This is a genomic window from Streptomyces sp. NPDC089799 (assembly GCF_040684755.1).
Taxonomy (GTDB): Bacteria; Actinomycetota; Actinomycetes; order Streptomycetales; family Streptomycetaceae; genus Streptomyces.
The window spans coordinates 200,753-226,035 of the sequence record NZ_JBFBGR010000012.1 but is presented as its reverse complement, the minus strand read 5'-3'; the positions used below and the strand labels follow the sequence as shown (position 1 = coordinate 226,035).

At 71.1% G+C, this 25,283-nt stretch carries 25 protein-coding genes; 11 read left to right on the top strand and 14 right to left on the bottom strand.

Translation table 11 applies throughout. The annotated features are described in order from the left end of the window. Nucleotides 1-10 precede the first annotated feature (10 nt). Complete coding sequence (locus AB0O36_RS16475; protein ID WP_365110083.1) at nt 11-808, top strand: thioesterase family protein; 798 nt, start codon at nt 11-13, stop codon at nt 806-808. 25 nt (nt 809-833) lie between these two features. Here the strand turns inward: AB0O36_RS16475 and AB0O36_RS16470 are convergent, their stop codons facing one another. From AB0O36_RS16470 to AB0O36_RS16460, 3 genes are all read right to left on the bottom strand, one after another. Beyond that, on the bottom strand, nt 834-1,736 hold the full coding sequence (locus tag AB0O36_RS16470; RefSeq protein WP_365110080.1) for a DUF4190 domain-containing protein: 903 nt from the start codon (nt 1,734-1,736) through the stop codon (nt 834-836). A gap of 157 nt (nt 1,737-1,893) precedes the next feature. Further along, nucleotides 1,894-2,115 carry a DUF397 domain-containing protein gene (locus AB0O36_RS16465; protein ID WP_365110077.1) on the bottom strand — a complete coding sequence of 74 codons (222 nt, stop codon included), beginning with the start codon at nt 2,113-2,115 and terminating at the stop codon, nt 1,894-1,896. A gap of 14 nt (nt 2,116-2,129) precedes the next feature. Next, nucleotides 2,130-2,981, bottom strand: coding sequence for a helix-turn-helix transcriptional regulator (locus tag AB0O36_RS16460; protein ID WP_365110074.1), 852 nt, complete (start codon nt 2,979-2,981; stop codon nt 2,130-2,132). A 196-nt stretch (nt 2,982-3,177) separates the two neighbouring features. Here AB0O36_RS16460 and AB0O36_RS16455 point away from each other — a divergent pair, with 196 nt between their 5' ends. The 5 genes from AB0O36_RS16455 (at nt 3,178) to AB0O36_RS16435 (ending at nt 8,183) form a co-directional block, all read left to right on the top strand. Then, nucleotides 3,178-3,615, top strand: a complete 438-nt coding sequence (locus tag AB0O36_RS16455; protein ID WP_365110072.1) for an ATP-binding protein — start codon at nt 3,178-3,180, stop codon at nt 3,613-3,615. Nucleotides 3,616-3,806: 191 nt separating this feature from the next. After that, entirely contained in the window at nt 3,807-4,385 is a 579-nt protein-coding gene (locus tag AB0O36_RS16450; RefSeq protein WP_365110069.1) for a Uma2 family endonuclease, read from the top strand. 49 nt (nt 4,386-4,434) lie between these two features. Beyond that, nucleotides 4,435-6,189: a serine/threonine-protein kinase gene (locus AB0O36_RS16445; RefSeq protein ID WP_365110066.1), complete on the top strand. Its 1,755-nt coding sequence runs from the start codon at nt 4,435-4,437 to the stop codon at nt 6,187-6,189. Between the two features lie 59 nt (nt 6,190-6,248). Beyond that, complete coding sequence (locus AB0O36_RS16440) at nt 6,249-7,274, top strand: bifunctional lytic transglycosylase/C40 family peptidase (RefSeq protein ID WP_365110063.1); 1,026 nt, start codon at nt 6,249-6,251, stop codon at nt 7,272-7,274. A 213-nt stretch (nt 7,275-7,487) separates the two neighbouring features. Beyond that, complete coding sequence (locus AB0O36_RS16435; protein ID WP_365110060.1) at nt 7,488-8,183, top strand: phosphatase PAP2 family protein; 696 nt, start codon at nt 7,488-7,490, stop codon at nt 8,181-8,183. A gap of 53 nt (nt 8,184-8,236) precedes the next feature. Here AB0O36_RS16435 and AB0O36_RS16430 read toward each other — a convergent pair whose 3' ends face one another. Beyond that, nucleotides 8,237-8,662, bottom strand: a complete 426-nt coding sequence (locus tag AB0O36_RS16430; protein WP_365110058.1) for a hypothetical protein — start codon at nt 8,660-8,662, stop codon at nt 8,237-8,239. An 85-nt stretch (nt 8,663-8,747) separates the two neighbouring features. Then, nucleotides 8,748-8,939, bottom strand: coding sequence for a hypothetical protein (locus AB0O36_RS16425; RefSeq protein ID WP_365110152.1), 192 nt, complete (start codon nt 8,937-8,939; stop codon nt 8,748-8,750). 145 nt (nt 8,940-9,084) lie between these two features. On the opposite strand from AB0O36_RS16425, the gene AB0O36_RS16420 reads away from it, so the two are divergent. Together AB0O36_RS16420 and AB0O36_RS16415 are read left to right on the top strand one after the other, a co-directional pair. Beyond that, nucleotides 9,085-9,918 carry a hypothetical protein gene (locus tag AB0O36_RS16420; protein WP_365110055.1) on the top strand — a complete coding sequence of 278 codons (834 nt, stop codon included), beginning with the start codon at nt 9,085-9,087 and terminating at the stop codon, nt 9,916-9,918. A gap of 132 nt (nt 9,919-10,050) precedes the next feature. Then, on the top strand, nt 10,051-10,206 hold the full coding sequence (locus AB0O36_RS16415; RefSeq protein WP_365110157.1) for a hypothetical protein: 156 nt from the start codon (nt 10,051-10,053) through the stop codon (nt 10,204-10,206). A 59-nt stretch (nt 10,207-10,265) separates the two neighbouring features. Here AB0O36_RS16415 and AB0O36_RS16410 read toward each other — a convergent pair whose 3' ends face one another. Further along, nucleotides 10,266-10,694 (bottom strand): metal-sensitive transcriptional regulator, encoded by a 429-nt coding sequence (locus AB0O36_RS16410; RefSeq protein ID WP_365110052.1) that lies wholly within the window; start codon nt 10,692-10,694, stop codon nt 10,266-10,268. Between the two features lie 213 nt (nt 10,695-10,907). Here AB0O36_RS16410 and AB0O36_RS16405 point away from each other — a divergent pair, with 213 nt between their 5' ends. Then, nucleotides 10,908-11,528, top strand: a complete 621-nt coding sequence (locus tag AB0O36_RS16405) for a DUF47 family protein (RefSeq protein ID WP_046778610.1) — start codon at nt 10,908-10,910, stop codon at nt 11,526-11,528. A 5-nt stretch (nt 11,529-11,533) separates the two neighbouring features. Further along, nucleotides 11,534-12,532 carry an inorganic phosphate transporter gene (locus AB0O36_RS16400; RefSeq protein ID WP_365110049.1) on the top strand — a complete coding sequence of 333 codons (999 nt, stop codon included), beginning with the start codon at nt 11,534-11,536 and terminating at the stop codon, nt 12,530-12,532. A gap of 128 nt (nt 12,533-12,660) precedes the next feature. Here AB0O36_RS16400 and pstB read toward each other — a convergent pair whose 3' ends face one another. The 8 genes from pstB to AB0O36_RS16360 all read right to left on the bottom strand — a co-directional run bounded on the left by pstB (nt 12,661) and on the right by AB0O36_RS16360 (nt 24,193). Next, nucleotides 12,661-13,437, bottom strand: coding sequence for a phosphate ABC transporter ATP-binding protein PstB (pstB, locus tag AB0O36_RS16395; RefSeq protein WP_365110047.1), 777 nt, complete (start codon nt 13,435-13,437; stop codon nt 12,661-12,663). Between the two features lie 28 nt (nt 13,438-13,465). Then, complete coding sequence (pstA, locus tag AB0O36_RS16390; RefSeq protein ID WP_365110044.1) at nt 13,466-14,542, bottom strand: phosphate ABC transporter permease PstA; 1,077 nt, start codon at nt 14,540-14,542, stop codon at nt 13,466-13,468. Continuing rightward, on the bottom strand, nt 14,542-15,534 hold the full coding sequence (gene pstC / locus AB0O36_RS16385) for a phosphate ABC transporter permease subunit PstC (protein WP_365110042.1): 993 nt from the start codon (nt 15,532-15,534) through the stop codon (nt 14,542-14,544). The genes pstA and pstC overlap by 1 nt, the downstream gene beginning before the upstream one ends. Before the next feature lie 148 nt (nt 15,535-15,682). Continuing rightward, nucleotides 15,683-16,816, bottom strand: coding sequence for a phosphate ABC transporter substrate-binding protein PstS (gene pstS / locus AB0O36_RS16380; protein WP_365110039.1), 1,134 nt, complete (start codon nt 16,814-16,816; stop codon nt 15,683-15,685). A gap of 534 nt (nt 16,817-17,350) precedes the next feature. After that, nucleotides 17,351-18,448: a CHAD domain-containing protein gene (locus tag AB0O36_RS16375; RefSeq protein WP_365110037.1), complete on the bottom strand. Its 1,098-nt coding sequence runs from the start codon at nt 18,446-18,448 to the stop codon at nt 17,351-17,353. Continuing rightward, a complete protein-coding gene (locus AB0O36_RS16370; protein ID WP_365110034.1) occupies nt 18,429-20,858 on the bottom strand; it encodes an RNA degradosome polyphosphate kinase in 2,430 nt (809 codons plus the stop codon). Before AB0O36_RS16370 ends, AB0O36_RS16375 begins: the two co-directional genes overlap by 20 nt. A 1,933-nt stretch (nt 20,859-22,791) precedes the next feature. Further along, complete coding sequence (locus tag AB0O36_RS16365) at nt 22,792-23,421, bottom strand: hypothetical protein (RefSeq protein ID WP_365110031.1); 630 nt, start codon at nt 23,419-23,421, stop codon at nt 22,792-22,794. Beyond that, nucleotides 23,414-24,193 (bottom strand): alpha/beta fold hydrolase, encoded by a 780-nt coding sequence (locus AB0O36_RS16360; protein ID WP_365110028.1) that lies wholly within the window; start codon nt 24,191-24,193, stop codon nt 23,414-23,416. The genes AB0O36_RS16365 and AB0O36_RS16360 overlap by 8 nt, the downstream gene beginning before the upstream one ends. A gap of 317 nt (nt 24,194-24,510) precedes the next feature. Here AB0O36_RS16360 and AB0O36_RS16355 point away from each other — a divergent pair, with 317 nt between their 5' ends. Continuing rightward, the gene (locus AB0O36_RS16355) at nt 24,511-25,281 is read left to right on the top strand and encodes a lysophospholipid acyltransferase family protein (RefSeq protein WP_365110149.1); all 771 of its coding nucleotides are present in this window, start codon (nt 24,511-24,513) and stop codon (nt 25,279-25,281) included. Nucleotides 25,282-25,283 lie beyond the last annotated feature (2 nt).

Below are 25,283 nucleotides of genomic sequence, written 5' to 3'. Positions count from 1 at the left end.
CGTGCGGGTCATGGGTGCTGCCGAAGCGTTTTACGAGCGGATCGACGACGCCGGGCGGTTCGCCGCCACCGAGTACACCCGGGGCCCCTGGGACCCGGGCGCGCAGCACGCCGGCCCGCCCGCGGCCCTGCTCGGCCGCGCCGTCGAGGAGCGGCCGGGCGGCCGTACGGACATGCGGCTGGCGCGCATCACGTACGAGATCCTGCGCCCGGTCCCGATCGCCGGCCTGACCGTGACCACCACCGTCCTGCGCTCGGGCCGCAGCACCGAGCTGGTGGAGGCCGCGCTCACTCCCGACGGCGCCGGTGCCCCGGTGATGCTGGCGCGCGCCCTGCGCGTCCGGGTGGCGGAGGGGACGGTCCCGGCGGTGCTGCCCGGCCCGGAGCTGGAGTCGCCGGGGGAGGTCGCCGAGACGCCGTTCTTCCCGGTGCCGTGGGACATCGGCTACCACACGGCGATGGAGACCCGGTTCACCGAGGGGGCGTTCCTGGAACCCGGTCCGGGCTCCTGCTGGATGCGGATGAAGGTGCCGCTGGTCGCCGGCGAGGAGCCGAGGCCCGCGGACCGGGTGCTGGTGGCGGCGGACTCCGGGAACGGGGTCAGTGCGGTCCTGGACATCCGGAAGTACCTCTTCGTCAACAGCGACCTCACCGTCCACCTGCACCGCCACCCGGTGGGCGAATGGGTCTGCGTCCAGGCGCGGACGAGCGTGGACCCGGCCGGCATCGGCCTCGCGGACTCGCGCCTGCACGACGAGAAGGGCCCGATCGGCCGCGGCGCGCAGAGCCTGTACGTGGCTCCGCGCTAGCCGGTTCGCCGGTTCGCCGGTCGCCTCAGGAAGCGGAGCCGGTGGTGGCGCGGACCGATCCCGTGGTCGGGGCGCCGTCGCGGTCGGCGAGGTAGCAGAGCACCTTGTGGGTCTCGTCCCATCCGGTGGACGTCGGGTACTGGTGGTACGTCACCAGCGTCTCCGGGAGCTTCGCGGGGTCGCCCACGTAGGCGGTGAGGACCGCGTCGGAGCACTTCTGTGCGGCGATCGACTTGATCTCGTCCGACCCCGGGTACGGGCCGTCCTCCAGGTCGACGACGGCGTAGGTCTCCCCTTCGTGGGCGCGGTCGCAGGGCACGATGTCCACCGTCCAGCTGGTGACCTCCTGGGTCGTTCCCTCGCGGGACTCCGACAGGTCCTCGTCCGTGTTGAAGCAGTCCCCCGGGCGGAGCTCCGTCCAGTTGCCGGAGCCGGCGCCGGTGACCTCGCCGCTGGTGCCGCGCTCGGGCGGCGGACCGCCGTTGAGCAGCCCGTTGAATCCGAAGGCCAGCCCCAGGGCGAGGAACACGAGGGTCAGGCTGTGGATGACGATGGCCGCGATGGCGAAGCCCCTGCCCTTCTCGCCGCGCTTGGCGATCTGGGAGAGGGCGACGATGCCGAGGACCAGGGGCACGAACGGGATCGCGCAGACGATCGCCATGACGAACGCGACGATGGCGAGGGTGTTGGTCTTCTGCGCCGCCCCCGGCGGCGGCGACCAGCCCTGCCCCTGCGGGCCGCCGTAGGGGCCGGACGGAGGGGGCTGCCCGGGCTGACCGGGCGGAGCGGACCGGCCCGGCTGCCCGGGCTGTCCGGACCAGTCCGGCTGGGGCTGTCCGCCGGGCTTGCCCGGCTGTCCGTACGGCGGCCCCCACCGCGGGGGCTCCTCGGGGGGCGGCGGTGGTGGGGGCGGGGGTGGTGTGGACATGCGTGTGCCGCTTCCTTGCACGGAGGGCGGGACGCAGCTCAACCGCCAAGCAGGGGAAGGAGGCTGAGGAGCCTGGCGGGCGCAGGGTCACCCGGACCGCGCGAGCCCCGGATCCCTCGCTGCACTGCCAGGGCCGGGGCCTGGTCCCACTTCCACGCTACTCGCGCCCCCGGACGGCCGCCTGCGGGACGGCCGGCCCCCTTCGGCTCCCGGCCGAGCGGAGGAACGCCGTCCAGGCGGCAGGTCCGACGGTGATGACGGCGCGGGCGGCGGCGCCGGTCTGGGTGACGCGGACGCCCGCGCCCGGGCCGATGGCGACCCCGACGCACGAGTCGCCCTGGGCGCAGTAGGACGACTTCTGCCAGTCGTGCGGGTGCATGGGCGACCGCTCCTTCACAGGTTCCGTCTGACGGCGTCGATCAGGCTGCGCGATTCCTCCGGCGGGAGCGCCGTGGCTTCGAGGCGTGCGAAGAGTTCGCGGTACTCGTCCAGTTGGGTGTCGACGTTCAGGAAGACGAGTCCGTGCGACTGGTCGAGGTGAACGGTGTCGAGCTGGGGAACCGGACCGTGCGCGAAGTACACCGACTGGCCCGAGCCGGGCACGGCGCCGGCGGAGAACGGGATGGCGCGGACGGTCACGTGCGGGTACTCGGAAACGGCGAGGAGGTGCGCCAGCTGGGCGCGGGCGATGTCCGGGCCGCCGACTGCCATCCGCAGGGCGGCTTCGTGCACGATCGCGAGGTACGGCGTGGGGCCGGCGCGGTGGATGACCTGCTGCCGCTTCACGCGGAACGACACCCGGTGCTCGATGTCCGGAGGGGACAGGGAGGGGACGGCCTGCCGGAAGATCTCCCGGGCGTGCTCGGGGGTCTGGAGCAGGCCCGGGATGTGCGCGGTGCTCGCTCCCCGCAACCGGTGCGCGTGGTGTTCCAGTTCGGCCAGGTCGAGCCAGGACGCCGGGAGCAGCTCCCGGTACTCCTCCCACCAGCGGCGCTTGCGTTCCCCGGTCATGGCGGCGAGCGCCTCGACCAGTCCCTCGTCGGCGCAGTCGTAATGGGAAGCGAGAACGCGGACCCGGTCGGCGCTGACGCCGTAACGGCCGGCCTCGATGTTGCTGATCCGGGCTTGGTTGCCGCCGATGCAGGTGGCGGCCTCGGTTGCGGTGAGCCCCGCCTGTTCGCGCAGTTTGCGCAGCTCGCTGCCGAGGCGTTGGCGGCGTCCGGTCGGAGGAGGGGCGGATGTCATCGAACACTCCGTGCGCGCGTCACCCACAGGAAGGGTCCTGGTCTGAATTCCTGCCCGTCCATGGAATTCATTCCACGGGCGGGGCTAGCGTGTGACTCAGGCCACTCGCCCGGAAGCACCCCGCTCGACGGAGCGGTCTCGTCACCGGGCACTCGTACACGCATGGTTCAACTGACCTCCGCGATCGGAGACTTCCGTGGCAGACACCGTAACCCCCACCTGGGTGTACACCCTTCAGCTTCCGCACGATCCACGCTCCCCGGGGATCGCCCGGGCCACCCTGCGGGCGGTGCTCCACCGCCACGGCATGGCGGTGCCGGCGGACACCGCCGAGCTGATCACGAGCGAGCTCGTCACCCACGCCTACCGCCACTCCGACGGCCCGAGCGCCCTCCGATTGCGTGCGATGGACGGCCGACGCCTGCGGGTGGGCGTCTGGGACACCAGCCCGGACGTCCCCGCAGCCTTCGCCGACCCGGCCCCGGCCGTGTACGGCGGCCCCGGCGGTCTGGACCTCGTCCGGATGTGCGCCGACCGGTACGGCGGCTACCGGCTGGGCGCGGGTGGGGTCAGTGCCGGAAGGCTGCTGTGGGCGGAGTGCGCGGCGACGGACGTTGTCAGTCCCCTGCCTTAGCGTGGTCGTGTGTACGCGGTGAGTGATTGGATGGTGTCGTGGATGACGTGAGAAGCGTGGTCGCGGGGGCTCGCGCCCATACGCCCAGGGCGGCGGGTCAGTACGGTGGAAGCGGCTCAGTGCGCGCCGCGGGTCCTCTCACCCGTGCCTCGAAGCGTGCAGCGACGGAGCCGCAGAGATGGAGGCCGGACATGCCGAACCTGCGTCCACGTCCGGGCAGCCTGCGACGGGTTGCCGAACACATCGAGGAGTCAACCGGCCTGCGGGTCGAGATCATGGGAGGAAGCCTCGTGATGTCACCGACTCCGCGAGGGAAGCACGCGGGCACGATCCGGCGGGTGCGGAGGCAACTGGAAAGTGGGCTCGCCGAGGGCCTCGGGCTGTACGAGGTGTCATCCGTCGCCATGCCCGGCGAACCTGATGACTACGTGACGCCCCACCTGGTCGTCCTGCCGGTGGACTGGGACGAGGACGACGACTGGTTGGCGGAGCCGGCCGATGTCGAACTGGCCGTCGAGGTGATCTCGAAATCGGAGAAGGTCCGGGAGATCGCGGACAAGAACGGGTGGTACGCCCTCGCGGGGGTCCGGTTGCTGCTCGTCCTCGATCCCCGGTACGGCGTGTGGTCGCTGCACGGTCGGCCCAAGGGCGACGGAGGCGAGTACGCCGACGTGGTGCGCGGGAAATACGGGGATGAGGTGCCGCTGGGGAAGCCGTTCGGGGGGCCGCTGCGGACGGGCGACTTGCCGCGGTATGACATGGGTGGCTGATCCCAACCCCCGCTGAACTGGGGCGAGTCCGTGTGGCAAGCTCGGGGGAATGGAGGCCCTGAAAGACACCGACCCGACCCACATAGGTGCGCACGCGCTGCTCGCGCGGCTGGGAGCCGGCGGGATGGGGCAGGTGTATCTGGCGCGTTCGCCCGGCGGCCGGCTGGTCGCGGTGAAGGTGATCCGCGACGAGATCACCGGGCACCCGGACGCGCTGGCCCGGTTCCGCCGCGAGGCGGAGACGGTCCGGGCGGTCCGCTCGGCCTACACGGCGAACCTGATCGACGCCTCGCTCGCGGCGCCGCCGTACTGGCTGGCGACGGAGTACGTGGCCGGCCCGACGCTCAGCCACGCCGTGGCCCGGCAGGGCGCCCTGCCGGCTGACACCTGCCGCCGCCTGTTCGCCGCGCTGGCGGAGGGCCTGGCGAGCGTGCACGCGTACGGGGTGACGCACCGGGACCTCAAGCCGCAGAACGTCATCCTCGGCACGCAGGGCCCCCAGCTGATCGACTTCGGCATTGCCAAGGACACCGCCCAGACCGCGCTGACCCAGGACGGGCTGGCGCCCGGCACCCCCGGCTACACCGCGCCCGAGGTGCTGCTCCGCAACGAGGTAGCCGACGCCGCCGACGTGTTCGCGCTCGGGGCGACGATCGCCTACGCGGCGACCGGCCGCGCCCCGTACGGCAGCGGCGACGCGTCGACGGTCAGCTTCCGGGCCGTGCACGGCGAGATCGACGTGACGGGAGTGGAGCCGACGCTCGCCGCGCTGATCGAGGCGTGCGTGGCGAAGGAGCCGGCGGACCGGCCCACGCCGGCGGAGGTCATCCGCCGGTGCGCGGTCGACTCCGCGCTGGTGGACGACCCCGTCTACGCGGGGCTGGTGGCGACCGGCGAGGCCCCGCAGCTCCCGGCCCTGCCGACCACCGCGGGCGCGCCGCCCGCGTACACCCCCACGTACGTGCCGACGTACGGGCCCGCGGCCCCGCACCCGAACGCGCCGACGTACGTGCCCCCGATCCCGGTCGCGCCGCCGGCCGCGGCGAAGCCGCGCCTGTCCCGCGGGGCGATCCTCGGCATCGCCCTGCTGCTCGTGGTCCCTGGTGCGGTGGGCGGCTACCTGGCGATGCAGGGCGGGGACGAGGGGAAGGGTGGCTCGCAGGCCAAGGGGGGCGTTTCCCAGGCGCCCCGGACCCCGGGCGGGGCCTCGTCGCCCCCTGCCGCCGGCGGATCGGGTGGGGGCGGAAGCATGCCGGACCACATCGAGCAGAGCACGGTGTCCCGGGACTTCTGGACGGGCACCGCCCCGAACGGCGGCACGTGCAATCTTGCTCCCGAGGAGCGATCGGAGTGGCTGACGACGGGGCTGGACAACGTCGACGCTCCGTCTGCCCAGTCGGTCACCGGGAGGGTGCAGGTCAAGGTGCGCCTGAAGCCGTATCACCAGGAGAAAACCCCCTACTGGGTTTCGGTGGGGATCAAGAGTCCTCATGAGATCGACGAGTCCACCGGACGGCCCCACGACGGCTTCGCCGACATCAACAGGGGGATCGGATACACCAGCAAGCCGGTCGACCTGGCGGCCGTGGCCGAGGCGAGCACGAAGGGTGGCAGCGAGAACGTCGTCACGCTGACCTACCCCGACGACTTCAGCGAGCGGTACACGGACAACGCCGGCACCGCCCACACCGACAAGGCCATCCCGGTCACCAACGACCCCGGCAGCTGGACCGTGGTGATCTACCACGTCACCGGTCTGAAGGAGTACCGGTCCATCCACTGCACCGGCTTTCCGGTGAAGTAGCCACGGCCGGGAATGTCGAATCAGGTGTCAGTGCCCGGTGGATAAGGCAGTGTTGAAGCGTGCGTAAGTTCTGGATGGCGGGTGGGATCGCGGTCGGGCTGTGCCTCGGCTTCGTCGCGCTGCTCGTCGTCGGCACGTACTCGGCCGCCGCCGGCATGGCGAACAACCTCGGCGGGGCCGGCCGTCCGGTCGCGCTCGCTCCGGGTGCGGTGCCTGCGCAGTACCAGTCGCTGGTGCAGAAGTGGGGCAACCTCTGCCCGGCCCTGAACCCTGCGCTGCTGGCGGCGCAGTTGTATCAGGAGAGCCGCTGGAAGCCCCACGCGGTGAGTCACGCCGACGCACGGGGTATCGCCCAGTTCATCCCCGGCACCTGGGCCATGTACGGGGTGGACGGGGACGGGGACGGCGACCGGGACATCTGGGACCCCAATGACGCGATCCCGTCCGCGGCGACCTATGACTGCGCGCTCTCCAAAGACGTGAAGAACGTGTCCGGCGACTTGGCGGACAACATGCTCGCCGCGTACAACGCAGGGCCCTACCGGGTCATCACCGCCAACGGCGTGCCGCCCATCAGCGAGACACAGAACTACGTCAAGACCATCCGCAGCCTGGAGAAGAGCTTTGCCGCTCCCGTTGGGCGGGTGGCGCCCTCTCAGCAGGCCGCCGGGGCCATCTACTTCGCGCAGAAGCAGCTCGGCAAGCCCTACCTGTGGGGTGGCGAGGGCGGGGTCGAGGACGGTGGGCGGTTCGACTGCTCCGGGCTGACGCAGGCCGCGTACGACACCGTCGGCATCAAGCTGCCGCGCGTGGCCAACGACCAGTACAACGCCGGACCGCACCCGAAGCGGGACGAACTGCTGCCCGGGGACCTGGTGTTCTTCTCCGATGACCTGAACAATTCGCGCGCCATCCGGCACGTCGGCCTCTATGTTGGTGGCGGCTATATGATCAACGCGCCCTACACCGGCGCGGTGATCCGCTTCGACAAGATCGACACGCCCGACTACTTCGGTGCCACCCGCGTGACGAAGGACGGCGCGGAGGCGTTGCCCGGCAACCGGCAGGCCGGCGACGCTCCGTGAGGCGAAGGCCCTGAGCTGCGACGATGAATCACTCTTGGATAACGTTGGGGTGATCATTCGGTGGAGAGTGGAACGTAGGTGCCAGAACGGGCGTTCCATGTGCGGGGGGTTGATCACCAACTGATCGCCGGTTGATCACCTGGGGGGGTCTAAGGGGCGCACGCGGCGGCGCGTTCGCCCGGGGACCGAGCAAAGGCAAGGGGCCGCATCAGCATGGCTGGACTCACGGCCGGTGGGCCGAACGTGGATGTAAGCCTGCTGTACGAAGTCAACGGATGGTCCATGCGCGCCCCCGGCTGGGTCGACCGGACGATCGGCTTCGTCGGTGAGTACGGACTGCTGCTGGCCATAGTCCTGCTGATGCTGTGGTGCTGGCGGGGCGTCAGGCGGTCCGGCGGCGCCGTGGCCGTCGAAGGGTTCGCCGCACTCGTCTGGGCACCGCTCGCAGCCGGCATCGCGCTCCTGGTCAACATCCCCCTCCGGGAGTTCGTCAGCCGGCCCCGGCCCTTCCGGCAGCACGACGGGCTGGAGGTGCTCGTCGGCGGGAAGACCGACTACTCCTTCGTGAGCGACCACGCGACCCTCGCCATGGCCCTCGGCGTCGGGCTGTTCATGGTCAACCGCAAGCTGGGCTTCTTCGGCATCGGGATGGCCCTGCTGGAGGGCTTCCTCCGCGTCTACATGGGGGTCCACTACCCGACCGACGTGATCGGCGGGCTCGCCCTCGGCACCGCGGTGGTGCTGCTGTTCGCGCCGCTCGCCATGGCCCTGCTGACCCCGCTGGCGCGGGCCGTCGCCGGATCCCGGCGGGCGGGATGGCTGGTCCGGGCCAAGGGGGCGTACGAGCCGGCCCGGCCGGTGGACCTGCCGCGTACGCCGGCCAACCGGGAGAACGACCTGGCCGCCTGAGGTTCCTTCGGTACACGACGACACCTGACGCCCGTCGACCTCTCCGGGTCGGGTCAGGTGTCGTCCTGTTTCTGTTCGTGGTCCTCGGACGGGTCGCGGCGGTAACGGGAGCGCAGCCACAGGCCGGTCGCCAATGCGGCCGCGGTCGTGGTGCCGATGGCCAGGGCCACGTCGGCCGGCCCGTCGGCGGTGCCGACGGGCTTCGCCCGGGCCGTGCCGGGGGCGACGGCCAGGGCGATGGCCGGGGTGAGGAGCAGGGCGAGGACGAGCGCGAGGGCGAGGGCGAACGGGGTCGTCGCCGTCGTACGGCCCGAGCGTCGGGGCGCCCGTTCGCGGGGTGCCGGTTCGCGGGGTGTCCGTCCCCGGGGTGCCCGCTGTCGGAGCGCTCGCTGTCTGAGCGTCCGTCGTCGGGGCGTCCGTCGTCCGGGCGTCCGTTCCCGGGGCGTTCGTCGTCGGGACGGGTGTCTTCGGGCCTGCATGCGTACAGCGGATCCGGTCCCGGCCCCGCCGGCCAGCCGGGTGGGCCGAACCGGTGAACCGGTGGACCGGCGGGCGGACACGGTGTCAGGGAGTCGGGCCGGGCCGGTCCTCGGCGGCCGCGTGCTCGGCCGCGTCCGTACGGGCCTTGTCGCGGGAGCGGCGGGCCGGGCCGCGCCAGCCGCAGCTGCATTCGGCGAGGGCGAACGCGCCGCGTTCCTGGGTGTCGGTCAGATGGGTTGGCCGCTGGTGGGGTACGGCGTCGGCAAGCGGAGTGATCGGGTGCGCTCGGCTCTGCGATTCCACGCTCCCACGGTACGGCAATCGGGTGGCCCGCGGCCGTGACGGGTCCCCCTGGATCTCGTTAAGCGGAACGGGTGGGGGCCCGGGCGAACAGCGTTCATGCGTTGGGGGTTGGCAGGCGATGGTGGTGCACCGGCACAGGCGTGGTCCCCTCCTGACGGCGGCGGCAGGGGTGGCCGTGGCGGCCCTGACGGCGACCGGGTGCGGGGCGGAGACGAAGGCGGAGGCCTCCGTCCAGACCGACGGTACGGCGGCCGTGCGCGGAGCCGCGGACGTCCTGGCGCGCGAGGGCAGTGCGCGGGCGCGTACGGCGATGGAAATGGCCACCGGCGGAACCCGGGTCACGATCCGCGGCGAGGGCGGGGTCGACTTCCGCAAGCAGATGGGACAGCTGCTGGTGATGCTGCCGGCGGACGTCACGGGGAAGCCGGGACACCGGCCGATCACCGAACTGCTGACCCCCGGGGCCCTCTACATGAAGAACCGCGGCGCCGGCGTGCCGGACGACAAGTGGGTCCGGGTGGACACCACCACCCTCGCGGACGGGAACCTGGTCACCGGCGGCGCGACGGACCCGCTGGCCGCGGCCGAGCTGCTGCGCGCGGCGGAGCAGGTGACGTACGTGGGGGAGACCGACCTGTCCGGCACCAAGGTGCGGCACTACCGCGGGGTCACGGACATCGGCCGGGCGGCGCGGAGCGCCTCGCCCCACGTACGGGGCGCGCTGGAGGCGGCGGCGAAAGGGTTCAGCAAGGACGCGGTCCCGTTCGACGTGTACCTGGACGAGGAAGGGCGGCTGCGCAAGGTCCGGCACCGGTTCAGCTACGTCAACGACGGGCTGAACAGCGGGACGGTCGACGTGTCCTCCACGACCTTGCTCTACGGGTTCGGTACACCGGTGACCGTGGTGCTGCCGGACAGCGCGGACATCTACGCCGGGAAGATCGCGGAGTAGCCGATGGCGGGCCCGGCGGCCAGACGGGTTCTAGCCACGGGTGGTACCTGAAATGGTCCATCCGTGTCATGCGCGCCGGGGCGGCGCCTCCCTACGCTGGGAAGGCGATTCCGGTAGAGAGAGGTGACACGAGTGACTCCCGCGGTCGGTATGACGGTGCAGGACCACGTGGCGCTCGCCGAGATCGAACTGTGCGGTGAGCTGATCATCGCAGCGTCGGCCGCACTGGAGGACCGGCTCAGTCAGGACCGGATCGACGAGGTGCTGCTCGGCCTGGGCGCCGCGTAGCGGCGCGGCGCCGCCAGGGCCGGCGGGTGGGGGTTCGGATGTGTCGGGACCGGGTGCGGTCAGGTGCGCAGGAGCCGGGCGATGGCCTTGGTGGCTTCCTCGACCTTGGCGTCGATCTCGTCTCCGCCCTTCACCGCGGCGTCCGCGACGCAGTGCCGCAGGTGCTCCTCCAGCAGCTGCAGCGCGAAGGACTGCAGGGCCTTCGTGCTGGCCGACACCTGCGTGAGTATGTCGATGCAGTACACGTCCTCGTCCACGAGCCGCTGCAGGCCGCGGATCTGGCCCTCGATGCGGCGGAGCCGCTTGAGGTGCTCGGCCTTCTGGTGGTGGTACCCGTGGTGGGCGGGGGCGGGGGCGGTGCCCGCGGCCTCGGCGGCTGCGGTGCCTTCCGTGCCTTCGACGGTGGACTCGGCCGGGGACCGGTCCGTGGCCTCCGTCGTCGTCGCGGACGTGGTCGCGGACGTGGTCGCGGTCTCGGTGGTCGTCATGCGTCCTCCCGTGTTCCGGAGCGGGGAGGCATACCGTGTGGGTATACCCCTCATGGGTATATGGTACCGGGCTTCACCCTGCGTGGCAGGGGCCCATCGCCCCACTCTGCCCGATGGAGGAGACTGGGGAACCGCCGGTTGGCCGGTTAGCCGTGGCCGGACGATGCGCCTAGCATCAGCCTGACCGAATCCGATGCAGCCCGAGGACCCCACGTGCGATTTCGTCTGACCCCCAGGGAGACGAGCTTCTACGACATGTTCGCCGCATCCGCGGACAACATCGTCACCGGCTCCAAGCTCCTGATGGAACTGCTCGGGGCGGACTCGTCCGCACGGGCCGAGATCGCGGAACGGATGCGCGCGGCCGAGCACGCGGGGGACGACGCCACCCACGCGATCTTCCACCAGCTGAACTCCTCCTTCATCACGCCGTTCGACCGTGAGGACATCTACTCCCTCGCGTCCTCGCTCGACGACATCATGGACTTCATGGAGGAGGCCGTCGACCTGGTCGTCCTCTACAACATCGAAGAGCTGCCCAAGGGTGTCGAGCAGCAGATCGAGGTGCTGGCGCGGGCCGCCGAGCTGACCGCCGAGGCGATGCCGCACCTGCGGACGATGGACAACCTCACCGAGTACTGGATCGAGGTCAACCGCCTCGAGAACCAGGCCGACCAGATCCACCGCAAGCTGCTCGCACACCTCTTCAACGGCAAGTACGACGCCATCGAGGTTCTCAAGCTCAAGCAGATCGTGGACGTGCTCGAAGAGGCGGCCGACGCCTTCGAGCACGTCGCGAACACGGTGGAGACCATCGCGGTCAAGGAGTCCTGACCACCGTGGACACCTTTGCGCTGGTCGTGACCATCGGTGTCGCGCTCGGCTTCACGTATACGAACGGCTTCCACGACTCGGCGAACGCGATCGCGACCTCGGTCTCGACGCGGGCGCTGACCCCGCGGGCGGCGCTGGCGATGGCCGCGGTGATGAACCTCGCCGGAGCCTTCCTGGGCAGCGGGGTCGCCAAGACCGTCAGTGAGGGCCTGATCGAGACCCCGCAGGGCGACCGGGGCATGTGGATCCTGTTCGCCGCGCTGGTCGGTGCGATCGTCTGGAACATGATCACCTGGTACTTCGGGCTGCCGTCGTCCTCGTCGCACGCGCTGTTCGGCGGCATGGTCGGCGCGGCGCTGGCCGGCGGCACGGAGGTGCTGTGGGGCGGCGTGCTCGACAAGGTCGTCATCCCGATGTTCGTCTCGCCGGTCGTCGGCCTGGTGGTCGGCTACCTGGTGATGGTCCTCATCATGTGGATGTTCCGCCGTAGCAACCCGCACAAGGCGAAGCGGGGCTTCCGTATCGCCCAGACGGTGTCGGCGGCGGGCATGGCGCTCGGACACGGCCTCCAGGACGCGCAGAAGACGATGGGCATCGTGGTGATGGCCCTGGTCATCGCGGACGTCCAGGACGCGGGTGCGCCGATCCCGGTCTGGGTCAAGATCGTGTGTGCGGTGATGCTCTCGCTGGGGACGTACGCGGGTGGCTGGCGGATCATGCGGACGCTGGGGCGGAAGATCATCGAGCTGGACCCGCCGCAGGGGTTCGCCGCGGAGACGACCGGCGCGTCGATCATGTTCGGGTCGGCGTTCCTGTTCCACGCGCCGATCTCGACCACGCACGTGATCACTTCGGCGATCATGGGTGTGGGGGCGACGAAGCGGATCAATGCGGTGCGCTGGGGTGTCGCGAAGAACATCGTCCTGGGGTGGTTCATCACGATGCCGGCGGCGGCGGTCGTCGCTGCGGTCAGCTTCTGGCTCGTCGATCTGGCCTTCGCCTGACCCTGCGGGGCAACGAAGACGGCCGGCTCCCCCCACCCAGGGGGAGCCGGCCATTTTCATTCGCCTTGCGGTGGCACCGCCATGCAGCACCGCAGGACGCCACGCGGACGAGCCGCATGATCCATGGGTTATCCGAAGCGGCCCGAGATGTAGTCCTCGGTGGCCTGCATGGACGGGTTGGAGAAGATGCGCTCGGTGTCGTCGATCTCGATCAGCTTGCCGGGCTGGCCGACCGCCGCGAGGTTGAAGAACGCCGTGCGGTCCGAGACGCGGGCGGCCTGCTGCATGTTGTGCGTCACGATGACGATCGTGAAGCGCTCCTTCAGCTCGCCGATCAGGTCCTCGATGGCCAGGGTCGAGATCGGGTCGAGCGCCGAGCAGGGCTCGTCCATCAGCAGGACCTGCGGCTCGACCGCGATCGCGCGGGCGATGCACAGGCGCTGCTGCTGGCCGCCGGAGAGGCCGGAGCCCGGCTTGCCCAGGCGGTCCTTGACCTCGTTCCAGAGGTTCGCGCCCTTGAGCGAGCGCTCGACGACGACCTCCAGCTCGGACTTCTTGTACTTGCCGTTCAGCCGGAGGCCCGCCGCCACGTTGTCGAAGATCGACATGGTGGGGAAGGGGTTCGGGCGCTGGAAGACCATGCCGACCGTGCGGCGGACCGCGACCGGGTCGACGCCGACGCCGTAGAGGTTCTCGTCGTCCAGGAGGACCTTGCCCTCGACGCGGCCGCCCGGGGTGACCTCGTGCATGCGGTTGAGGGTGCGGAGGAAGGTGGACTTGCCGCAGCCGGACGGGCCGATGAAGGCGGTCACGGAGCGGGGCTCGACGGTCATGGAGATGTCGTCGATGGCCTTGTGGTTGCCGTAGAAGGCGGAGAGACCGGAGACGTCGATGCGCTTGGCCATGGGATCACTACTTCTTTCGTCGCCGCGGTCAGCGGCCGGTCTTTGGGGCCTTCCAGCGGGCGATGCCGCGGGCCACCAGGTTGAGGATCATGACGAAGGCGATCAGGACGAGCGCCGCGGCCCAGGCACGGTCGTAGGAGGCTTCACTACCGACCTTGTACTGCTCCCAGATGTAGAGGGGGAGCGACGACTGGGCGCCTTCGAAGGGGTTGCCGTTGATCAGCTGGGCACCGAAGACCAGCAGCATGATCGGCGCGGTCTCACCGGCGATACGGGCCACGGCCAGCATGAGGCCGGTGGAAATGCCGCCGATCGCGGTGGGCAGGACGACCTTGAGGATCGTGCGCCACTTCGGCACGCCGAGGGCGAGGGACGCCTCGCGCAGCTCGTTCGGGACGAGCTTGAGCATCTCCTCGGTGGAGCGGACGACCACGGGCATCATCAGGATCGACAGGGCCATCGAGCCGGCGAAGCCGGACGGGCCGAAGCCGAGCATCAGGTTCCACGTCGACAGGATGAACAGGCCCGCGACGATGGACGGGATGCCGGTCATGACGTCGACGAAGAAGGTCACGGCCTTGGCCAGGGTGCCCTTGCCGTACTCGACCAGGTAGACGGCGGTCAGCAGGCCGATCGGGGCGGCGATCAGCGCCGCCAGGGCGACCTGCTCGATCGTGCCGAGCAGCGCGTGGTAGACGCCGCCGCCCTCGTCGAAGGCGGTGACGCCGGCCATCGAGTGGCTGAGGAAGTAGGCGTCGAGGACCTTGATGCCGCGGCTGACGGTGGTCCAGATCAGCGAGAGCAGCGGGATGACGGCGAGGACGAAGCAGACCCAGACGAGCGAGGTCGCGACGCGGTCCGTGGCCTGGCGGCGGTTCTCGACCACCGAGCTGACCGTGTACGTGATGACCACGAACAGGAGGGCGGCGATCAGGCCCCACTGGACCTTGCTGCCGAGACCGGCGGCGAGGCCGATGCCGATGCCGAGGGCGACCGAGCCGAGGGCGATGCCGGCCGGGGCCCAGCGGGGCAGGCCGCCGCGGGTGAGGCTGTCGGAGGACTTGCGGGCCCGGACGGGGCGCGGGTCCTGAAGCGTGTGGCTCATCAGGCGTTCGCCCCCGAGAACTCCTTGCGGCGCGCGATGATCAGGCGGGCCGCACCGTTGACCAGCAGGGTGAGCAGGAAGAGGACCAGACCGGACGCGATCAGCGCGTCCCGGCCGAACTCGTTGGCCTCGTCGAACTTCGCGGCGATGTTCTGCGCGAAGGTGCCGCCGCCCGGGTCCAGGATGTGGCCGGAGATCAGGAAGCTCGGGGAGAGGACGGTGGCCACGGCCATGGTCTCGCCGAGGGCGCGGCCGAGGCCGAGCATGGAGGCGGAGATGACGCCGGAGCGGCCGAAGGGCAGCACCGAGAGCCGGATGACCTCCCAGCGGGTCGCGCCGAGGGCCAGGGCGGCCTCCTCGTTCATGCGCGGGACCTGGAGGAAGACCTCGCGGCTGACGCTGGTCACGATCGGCAGGATCATGATCGCGAGCAGGATGCCGACGGTGAACAGCGAGCGGGCGACGCCGACCTGGGTCTTGTCGAAGACGTAGGTCCAGCCGAAGAACTCGTCCAGCCAGAGGTTCAGGCCGTTGAGCTGCGGCACCAGGAAGAGCGCGCCCCAGATGCCGTAGATGATCGACGGCACGGCGGCCAGCAGGTCGACCACGTAGGCGAGGGGGGCGGCCAGCTTGCGCGGCGCGTAGTGCGAGATGAAGAGGGCGATGCCGACGGCGATCGGGACGGCGATGGCCATCGCGACGATCGAGCTGACGACGGTGCCGAAGAGCAGGACGGCGATGCCGAAGACAGGGGGCGTGGCCGAGGCGTTCCAGTCGGAGGTGGTGAGGAAGTTGCCCTCGTTCTCCGACAGCGCGATCGAGGCACGGTAGGTGAGGAAGACGGCGATCGACGCCATGATCACCAGCAGCAGGATGCCGGAGCCCTTGGAGAGCCCCGAGAAGATCCGGTCACCGGCCTTGCCGGTGGACCTTCCCCGCTTGCCGACGGACGGCGGAGCCGTGTCTATCTGGGTGGGTGTGGTGGAAGCCATGTTCTTTCCGGTCTGTGTGGGGGGCGAGCCCCCTGGCGGCGGTGCACCGGAGCCCCCTGGGTGGAGGGGGAGGGCCCGGATGCCGGCCCGCCCGGGTCCCCCCGGACGGGGGAGGACGGAGGACGGACCGGCAGCAGGGTCGTATCGACTAGCCGAGCGAGGCGACGACCTCGCGGACCTTGGCGTTGATCTCGGCCGGGATCGGCGCGTAGCCCTTCTCGGAGAGGACCTTCTGGCCCGCCTCGGAGGAGGTGTAGGTGAGGAAGGACTTCACGGTGGGCAGGGTCTCGGCCTTGTTGCCCTTGTCGCAGACGATCTCGTACGTCACCAGGACGATCGGGTACGCGCCCTCGGCCTTGGTGGCGTAGTCGAGCTTCAGGGCCAGGTCGGAGCCGGTGCCGGCGACCTTGGCGGCGGCGATGGCCTTGGAGGCGTTGTCGGCGGTCGCGGCGACCGGGGCGGCGGCACCGGTGTTCACGTCGATCGTCTTGATGCCCTGGGCGGAAGCGTAGGACAGCTCGAAGTAGCCGACCGCACCCGCGTTCTGCTTGACCATGGAGGCGACACCGGCGGAGCCGGAGGCGGCCTGGCCACCCGGGGCCGGCCACTTCTTCGCGGCCTCGTACGGCCAGGCGTCGCCGGCGGTGGCCTTCAGGTACTTGCCGAGGTTCTCGGTGGTGCCGGAGTCCTCGGAGCGGTGGAAGGCCTGGATGGCGAGGTCGGGGAGCTCAACGCCGGGGTTGAGCTTCTTGATGGCCTCGTCGTTCCACTTCTTGATCTTGTCGTTGAAGATGTTCGCGATGGTGGCCGCGTCCAGGTTCAGCTTGTCCACGCCGGGGACGTTGAAGCCGAGCGCGATCGGGCCGCCGACCATCGGCAGGTTGATGCCCTGGCCGCCCTTGCAGATCTTCTTGGACTCCTCGACGGCCTCCGGCTTCAGCGCGGAGTCGGAGCCGGCGAAGCCGACGGTGCCCTGGTTGAAGGCCACGATGCCCTCACCGGAGGAGGAGGACTTGTAGTTGACCTCGACGCCCTTGCAGGCCGCCATGTAGTTCTTGATCCAGACGTCCACGGCGTTCTTCTGCGCGGAGGAGCCCGACGCGAGGAGCTTGCCGGTGGCGCCGTCGCACTTGATGTCGCCGGTGGCGGCCGGGGCGGAGCTGCCCGAGCCGTTCGCCTTGGTGTTGTCGTCCGAGCCGCACGCCGTGAGGACCAGGGCGCCGGACACGACCAGCGCGCCGAGGGCAGAGGCACGAAGCATGTTCTTGCGCTGAAGCTTCACTGTTTTGGGGTGTTCCTTCCAGGAGCCGCCGGCCGCTTTCTGTATCGGGGCGGCGTGCGAGAGGACTACTTCGGTTGGGCTCGGAGAGGTCCGCGAATCGCGGGCGGCTCTCACCGTGCACAGCCGAAATTAGGCAGAACAGGTGAAGCGGCCGACGGTCGCAAATGAACGAACGGTGAACCGTGGCGAACGGCATGGTGCGTATCGGCCCCGGTATGCGCGGACGTCGGCACCCGTTTCCCTGGCCGTTACCTGTTCGTGATGTGGCCTGGGTGGCCAGGCCGTCCAGGGCCCTTGAGTGGCCGGATCTCGTCGGTCGGGACCCCCGCGCCCCCCTGTGTCCGAGCGCACCGAGACCACCGACGGGCCCGGCCACCGGGACGCGGGCCGACAGATCTCGGGGACGGGCTCCTCACCGGACCCTCCCCGAGTCCACCCTCCCACCGGGCGCTGCCGGGGGCCACCCGATCGGCCTACACGGGCGGACGCCCCCGGGGGAGCGGGCCACGGGGGCGGACGCGCCCCGGGGGAGGGTCAGACTCCGGCCGGTCTCGCCGCGTGCGCCCATATCTGCTGGAAGTCGAAGCGGGCCGCCTCCACCTCGTGCCGCTGGTCGGCGTGCAGCACGCCCAGCGCGTACGCCGTCGCCGGCGCGATCCGCGGGGTCCGGGCAGCCGTCGCCGAGGCGGCGGCCGCCTCCGCCGCGTCACGGTGCCGGTCCAGGGCCTCGCCGGCCGCCGTCGGCCGGGCCACGTCCGCGCCCAGCGCCTCCTGCGCGTAGCGGTGCGTGCGCAGCAGTCGGCGTACGTCGTGCCAGGGCGCGTCCTGGTGGCCGTCGTCGATCAGGGCGTCCGCGTTGTACGGGCGGGACGCCCTCACCAGGGGCAGCGCGGACACGGCGGTGTCCAGCCGGGACTCCGCCAGTGCGGCCAGCGGCACCAGTACGTCCTCCGTCCGGCCCGCCGCGGCGATCTGGTCCAGCGGCACCTCCGAGGCCAGCACCGCCACCGCGTCGGCCACCGCGTGGAACCGGGACGAACCCAGCGCCTGCAGCGTCGCCGAATGCGCCCGGGTCCGGGCCAGCGTCAGCTGGCGTTCCAGCAGGGCGCCGGCGCGTGCCGACCCGACGGTGAGCGACCCGGCCGAGCCGGTCGTACCCGCCGCACCGGCCGTACCGGCAGCTCCCGACCTGCCCCCGAGGGCCCCCGGCCCGCCCCGGCCCGACTGGCCGGCCTGGCCACGGCCGGCCGCCGCACCGCGCGGCGCCGGGAAGCCCGGGCCCTGGCCGGCTCCCGGGGAACCCGAGAGCCGGTGCAGGGCGCCGAGCAGCCGGGCGAGCCGGTCGGCGTAGGCGTGTTCGTCCGCCAGCGTGGACGACAGCCAGACCAGCTCCGTGCGCAGGCCGTCCGCCCACGCCGACTCGCAGACCGTCCGGAACGTGCCCAGCGACCCGCTGATCCGGCGGGCCGCACCCCGCAGGGTGCGCGCCGCCTCCGTCCCGTCCGTGGCGTCCTGCGCCCGCTCCTCGTGCAGGCGCAGGCCGCGCAGGAACGCGGTGGCCTGGGAGCGGAGGTACGCCCCGAGCACCTCCCCGGCGGTCGTCGCGGTCAGGTCATGGTTTTGCTGAGCCACGCCGGCGCCTCCGGGCGTCTATGAGCATCTCCTGTACGTGCCGCAGCGGCTGGCCCTCGGCGTCGGTGCTGTGCCGGGTCCACTCGCCGTCCGGCCCCAGGTGCCAGGAGGATGTGGTGTCGGACATCCCGGTCTCCAGCATCCGGTCCAGGGCGGCCCGGTGGGCCGGGTCGGCGACCCGGACCAGCGCCTCGATGCGGCGGTCGAGGTTGCGGTGCATCATGTCGGCGCTGCCGATCCACACCTCGGGTTCGCCGCCGTTGCCGAAGGCGAAGATCCGGGAGTGCTCCAGGAAGCGGCCGAGTACGGACCTGACCCGGATGTTCTCCGAGAGGCCGGTGACCCCGGGCCGGATGGCGCAGATGCCGCGCACCCAGACCTCCACCGGCACCCCGGCCTGGGAGGCCCGGTACAGCGCGTCGATCAGTGCCTCGTCCACGATCGAGTTGACCTTGATGCGGACGTAGGCGGGGCGGCCCGCCCGGTGGTGGGCCACCTCCTTGTTGATCCGCGCGACCAGCCCGTCGCGCAGCGAGCGCGGGGCGACCAGCAGCCGGCGGTAGGTCTCGCGGCGCGAGTACCCGGACAGCCGGTTGAACAGGTCCGACAGGTCGGCACCGACCTGCGGATCGGCGGTCAGCAGGCCCAGGTCCTCGTACAGCCGGGCGGTCTTCGGGTGGTAGTTGCCCGTACCCACGTGGCTGTAACGCCGCAGCGTCTCGCCCTCCTGCCGCACCACCAGCGACAGCTTGCAGTGTGTCTTCAGCCCGACGAGCCCGTACACCACGTGGCAGCCGGACTCTTCCAGCTTCCGCGCCCACTTGATGTTGGCCTGCTCGTCGAACCGGGCCTTGATCTCGACCAGCACCAGCACCTGCTTGCCCGACTCGGCGGCGTCGATCAGGGCGTCGACGATCGGCGAGTCACCGGAGGTCCGGTACAGGGTCTGCTTGATGGCGAGGACGTCCGGGTCGGCCGCGGCCTGCTCCAGGAACGCCTGCACCGAGGTGGAGAAGCTGTCGTACGGGTGGTGCAGCAGCACGTCCCGCTCGCGCAGCGCGGCGAAGATGTCGGGCGCCGACGCGGACTCGACCTCGGCCAGGTCCCGGTGCGTACCCGCGATGTACTTGGGGTACTTCAGCTCCGGCCGGTCCAGCGACGCGATCCCGAAGAGCCCGGTGAGGTCCAGCGGCCCGGGCAGCGGGTACACCTCGGCCGCGGAGATCTTCAGCTCCTGCACCAGCAGGTCCAGCACGCCCGGGTCGATGGACTCCTCGACCTCCAGCCGCACCGGCGGGCCGAAGCGGCGCCGCATGAGCTCCTTCTCCAGCGCCTGGAGCAGGTTCTCGGCGTCGTCCTCCTCGACCTCCAGGTCCTCGTTCCGGGTCACCCGGAACATGTGGTGCGCCAGCACCTCCATGCCGGGGAAGAGCTCCTCCAGGTGCGCGGCTATGACGTCCTCCAGCGGGACGTAGCGCTGCGGGGAGGCCTCCAGGAACCGGGACAGCAGCGGCGGGACCTTGACGCGGGCGAAGTGCCGGTGCCCGCTGACCGGGTTCCGCACGACGACGGCGAGGTTCAGCGACAGGCCGGAGATGTACGGGAACGGGTGCGCGGGGTCGACGGCCAGGGGGGTCAGAACCGGGAAGATCTGGTTCCGGAAGAGCGTGAACAGCCGAGCCTGTTCCTTCTCGGTGAGGTCGGGCCACCGGATGAGGTGCACGCCCTCGTCGGCGAGCGCCGGGGAGACGTCGTGCTGGAAGCACGCCGCGTGCCGGGCCATGAGCTCACGGGAGCGGGTCCAGATCAGATCCAGCACCTCACGGGGCTGCAGCCCGGACGCCGAACGGGTGGCCACACCCGTGGCGATACGGCGCTTGAGCCCGGCGACCCGGACCATGAAGAACTCGTCGAGGTTGCTGGCGAAAATCGCGAGGAAGTTAGCCCGTTCGAGGAGCGGGGTGGCCGGATCCTCGGCGAGCTCCAGCACCCGCTCGTTGAAGGCGAGCCAGCTGCGCTCCCGGTCGAGGAACCGGTTGGCGGGCAGCTCGCCCGCGTCCTTGTCCTCGTAGGCGTCGAGATCGGCGTCGAGCTCGTGCTCGATGTCGGCGCGCTCGACGTCGGGGCGGTGCGCGGATATAGAGCCCAGGTGAGCGAGGCGTGCGGCGGTGTCCAGGCCGTGGGCGTGGGCGTGCTGCTCCTGGGACTGCTCCTGGGACCGGGCCCGGGGATCGGTCTGGGGCTCGGCGTGGGAGGGGCTGGTGTCCTGGGACTTTTCCCGCTTCTGCTGCCGCTGGGTGGCACGGCCCCGCTTGGCATCGCCGGTCCCGGCGCTGCGCGCAGCGTTGAGCTCGGCCTGGGGGAGCTGTGCGGGGACCTCGGTGGGGCGGGCGCTGGGCTGGTGGCTCATGACTCCATTCTTCCGCGCACGCGGGAGGACAGGCGCGTCGGAGGCATCGGCGATCAGTCGAAGTTCCGGCTGCATAGGGGGGAGCGTCGCAAGCGCGTCTGAATGCCCGGTTAATAACTAATGGCTTCCTGGATGCCAGCCCATAGCGCGGACGCGGTGCGATTCTCCAGGTGGGGTGGGAGGTACGGCGCTGCTGTTGCGGCCGGCTCCACCCCCTGAGCCCTGCCGGGCCCGGTCGGGGGTTGCCCACCCACCTTCCCGGCACCGTGCCGCCGGGCCGGACGACGCGGTGGGGCGGGTCGGGGGCAGCGAGCGGACTCCGCCGGAGGCCGATCGGATGGCGGGCGGGGCCGGGGCAGGGACCGGACTCTTGTCGGTCGGGACCGGTCGGCGGGTGGGGTCGGGGGTGTGCCGGTGCTTCGCCTGGACGGAATCAGGGAGGTGCCCGGGGGCTGCCCGTCAGTCCTCACTGTCCTTCCGGGTCCGTCAGTCCTGTCAAGGGCGCTCCTTCGTCGCGTCGCCCGGAGGGCGATGGCCCGTTGGGCCACCCTTGACAGGACTGACGGCCCCGGAACGACAAGGACTGTCGGGCGGCCCCCGGGGGAATGGCATGGAGGGACCGAGGATCCGTCGACTTTGGCGTTGGCGGGCACGGGCCGCGGCTTGCGCTCGGCCAGCCGCCCTCCGGGCGGATGCAGCGGTGAAGTGGATCAGATGACTGCACGCCAGCGCGTCCAGGGCGCGTCAGATCGCTACGTGCTCCTGCTGATCAGCGGATTCGGCCCGTCAGGGGCCGGACACAGGCCGCCATCGATCGCTACGCGCTTCCGCCGGACGGCGAACGCGGGCCGCCTGATCCACCGGTCGGCAGCCACCCGCCGTCGGCCGCCTGCCACGGCTGCCGGAGGCAGCAGGTGGCATGAAACGACGGCCTGTTCGTCGCCACGGGCGGTCAAGTGGCTGCCCGGTATCCCGCACTGCGTGCGGGCCTCGCGCATCGGTCCTCAGAGGACCGGACGCGGGTCGGTTTGTCTGCCGCCATCCGGACAGCAGCACACAGCGGTCCCGTGTGTCATCTGCCCAGCCCGCCGGGTGCCCCACTACCGACGGACCGAAGCGAGTAGCGGTGGCGCGCCGTCTGCCATCCGCACACACCAGCCACGACGGCCTGTCGGCCGCCGAGACAGCGGGAGTACGTAGCGTACGAGGGCGCCTGCCGCCATCCGCAGGCACCAGCCCCACCAGCCCGTCGGCCGCCGAGACGGCCCGGATCACGTAGCGATCGATGGCGGCCTGTGTCCGGCCCCTGACGGCCGAATTCGCCTTCCGGCAGGAGCACGTAGCGATCTGACGCGCCCAGGCCGCCCTTTCGTGCAGTCATCCCGACGACCGTGATCCTGCTTCCGCCCGGAGGGCGGCTGGCCGAGCGGCAGCCGCTGCTCGTGCCCGCCAACGCCAGAGCAGGTGTGGCCTTGGGTCCCTCCATGCCGTTCCCCCGGGGGCCGCCCGACAGTCCTTGTCGTTCCGTGACGGTCGTCGGGGTCAAGGGTGGCCCAACGGGCCATCGGCTTGCCGACGCGACGAAGGAGCGCCCTTGACACCGACGGCCGGCACGGAAGGACAGTGAGGACTGACGGGCAGCCCCCGGGCACCTCCCCGATTCCGTCCAGGCGAAGCACCGGCACACCCCCGAGCCCACCCGCCGACCGGTCCCGCCCGGCCGGAGTCCGGTTGCTGCCCCCGACCCGCCCGACTGCGTCGTTCGGCCCGGCGACACGGTGCCGGGGGGTGGGTGGGCAACCCCTGCCCGAGCCCGGCCGGGCTCGGGGGGTGGAGCGGGCCGCGGAGTCGCGGCGTACCCCCGAACCCGCTGGACCGGGCCCCCGGGGAGGCGGCGGGGCCGTAGCCCCCGCCTCCCAGACCTCCCCGCGCCTCAGACCACCGCGCCGCGGCCCGGGTCGTCGTTGTCCTCGTCGTCGTCGTGCGACATGCGGGCGATCAGGGTGGCGAAGCCGCCCAGGAAGCCGCCTACGCCCAGGGTGGTCAGCCACCAGGTCATGTCCCACTGGAGCACCACCGCGAGCAGCAGCAGCACCGGGCCGCCGATGACGGCGAGCCAGGCGAACTTGGCCGTGGTGTCCGCCTCCGGGAGCGGGGGCGGCTCCGGCGGGACGAAGTGGCCCTCGTCGGAGGCGTCGAGGTCGCCGTCGGACGGCGTCGCCAGGGAGTGGTCGCGGGGGCCGGCCCCGCCCACGCCGGGGGCGAAGACGACCGAGCTGCCCAGCGGGCCGCCGGTGTCCTGGTCCTTCTTCCCCTGGTCCTTCCCCGGATCCTTCTTCCCCGGGTCCTTGTCCGTGCTCGCTCCCGCGTCCTTCTTCGGGGACGCGGCCGGCGACTCCGGCAGGACGTCCTCCTCCGGCAGCAGCAGGTCCTCGATCGGCTTGAACGGGCGTGCGCCCGGCGGGTCCGGCGGTTCCTCGCCGTACCCGGCGACGATCGCCGCCCATGCCGCTTCCTCGTCCAGCGGCGGGACGCCGCCGGACGGCTCCTCCTGCTCACCCACCGGTTGCCGCCCCCTCCCTGTCGCTCGTTCCCGCGAGCCTTCCGATGAACGCGTAGCTGTCCTCGAAGATCCGCTCCGCATCATGGTCCAACGTCGCGACGTGGTAGCTCTGTTCCAGGAGGGTCTCCGTCACGTCGGTTGACGACACCCGCGCCAGCACCCGGGCCGAGTCGACCGGCGGGACCACGTGGTCCTGCGGGCTGTGCAGCACCAGCAGCGGCTGCGTCACCTGCGGCAGTTCCCCGTCCACCAGCTGCAGGAACCTCCGCAGCGAATCCGCGGCCCGGGTCGGCACCCGGTCGTAGCCGACCTCCGCGGAGCCCGGCTTGGCGATGTCGCTCGCGATGCCGGGTGTCGACCGTACGAAGTGCTTGACCACCGGCAGGGTCACGGCCAGCGGGTCGTGCACCTTGTTCGCCGGGTTGACGACGACCACGCCCGTGATCGCGTCACCGTGCCGGGCCGCCAGCCGCAGGGACAGCGCCCCGCCCATCGACAGCCCGAACACGAACACCTTGGTGCACCGGCCGAGCAGCTCGCGCAGGGCGCGGTCGACCTCGGCGTACCAGTCCTCCCAGCCGGTCAGCTGCATGTCCTGCCAGCGGGTGCCGTGACCGGGGAGCAGCGGGAGGGAGACCGTCAGACCGCGCTCGGCCAGGTACTCGGCCCACGGCCGCATGGACTGCGGGGAGCCGGTGAAGCCGTGGCAGAGAAGGACGCCTACGTCTCCGCCCTCGTGGCGGAACGGCTCGGCACCGGGGAGGACGGGCACCTGGATCTCCTTGGGAGGGTGAAGGACGACGGAAGGGGGACGGCGTGGACGGGGACGGCTTGCGCGTCCGGGAGGACGGGCAGACCGGCGGGCAGACAGACGGGCCGGACAGACGGGCACAAAACCAGGGAACAACCGCGGGAACGACGACGGGAACGACGACGAGGGGGCGGCGCTCGGCGCACGGGTGCGCCGTGTGACTTCACCGTACGCGACGGCGCAGGCACCGACCAGGGTCGTAGGGCTCTCCGGGCACAGGCAGGGGTTAAGGTCTGTTCGACAGACACAGGAAGGCTCATCAGTTGATCTACGGCGCCATGAAGTTCTCCATCGGGGGTTCCCTGAAGCTCGCCTTCAGGCCGTGGGTGGAAGGCCTGGAGAACATTCCCGCCGAGGGGCCTGCGATCCTCGCGAGCAACCACCTGTCGTTCTCGGACTCCTTCTTCCTCCCCGCGGTGCTGGACCGCAAGGTCACCTTCATCGCCAAGGCCGAGTACTTCACCTCGCCCGGTGTGAAGGGGAAGCTGACCGCCGCGTTCTTCAAGGGCGTGGGCCAGCTCCCGGTGGACCGCTCCGGCGCCCGCGGTGCCGGAGAGGCGGCCATCAAGAGCGGCATCGAGGTCATCGAGCGCGGTGAGCTGTTCGGTATCTACCCGGAGGGCACGCGTTCCCCCGACGGCCGCCTCTACCGCGGCAAGCCCGGCGGTCTGGCCCGGGTGGCGCTGGCGACCGGCGCGCCCGTGATCCCCGTGGCGATGATCGACACGGAGAAGATCCAGCCGCCCGGCAAGGTCGTCCCGAAGCTGATGCGTCCGGGCATCCGGATCGGCAAGCCGCTGGACTTCAGCCGTTACATGGGGATGGACGGCGACCGCTTCATCCTCCGCTCGGTGACCGACGAGGTCATGTACGAGATCATGAAGCTGTCCGGCCAGGAGTACGTCGACATCTACGCGACGGCCGCCAAGCGGCAGATCGCGGACGCCGAGAAGGCCGCCAAGGAAGCCGGCAAGGCGGAGAAGGAAGCCGAGAAGGCCGCCAAGGATGCCGAGAAGGCTGCCGGAGAGAAGGACCAGGGCGGGGAGTGACC